The sequence below is a fragment of the Streptomyces sp. MBT53 genome (assembly GCF_016654115.1).
Taxonomy (GTDB): Bacteria; Actinomycetota; Actinomycetes; order Streptomycetales; family Streptomycetaceae; genus Streptomyces.
The window spans coordinates 1-716 of record NZ_JAEQAZ010000477.1; the positions used below are offsets into that span (position 1 = coordinate 1).

The following is a 716-nucleotide window of genomic DNA, read 5'->3' on the forward strand; positions in this document are numbered from 1 at the left end:
GCCGAAGAAGGCGCCCCCGCCTCCACCCCCACCACCGACAAGGGCGACGACGACGGCTGCTTCTCCGGCGTGGGCGCCTTCTTCGGCTGTGCCGGCGACCAGGTCAAACAAGTCGGCCAGGGCCTCTTCGTCGACGGAGTCTGGGGCGATCTCACCGGTATCTACGACATGGTCCGCCACCCCGTCGACACCGTGAAGGGCATCGGCGACTACGGCAAACAGCTCGGCGACGACTGGTCCAAGAACTCCAAGGACGCCGCCAAGAAGTGGTCCGACGGCGACTACGGCGGCGCCCTGTGGGACTGGGGCAGCGCCTCCGTGAAGACCGGCGGCACGGTCCTCTACGACGTGTTCATCGGCGACGACGTCGCCAAGGACTGGAAGAACGGCGACAAGACCCGCGCCGTCACCCACGTCCTGTGGAACGTCGGCTCCCTCTTCATCCCGGGCTACGACGGCGCCAAGATCGTCGAGAAGGTCGGCGACCTCGGCAAGATCGGCAAGCTGGGCAAGCTCGGCGAACTTGCGGAGAAGGCCGCCAAGGCGGCCGACGACGCCAAGAAGGCGGCCAAGGCCGGGGACGTCGCGGGCGCCGAGAAGGCGGCGAAAGAGGCCGACGACGCAGCCGGACTCGCGGGCCTTCTTCTCGGCCGCGTCCGCCGCGTCGTCGGCCTCTTTCGCCGCCTTCTCGGCGCCCGCGACGTCCCCGGCCTTGG

General features: G+C 69.3%; 1 pseudogene. It reads left to right on the forward strand.

From position 1 onward, the window contains the following. A pseudogene (locus tag JHN45_RS52345) lies at positions 1 to 716 on the forward strand (hypothetical protein); the annotation flags it as partial.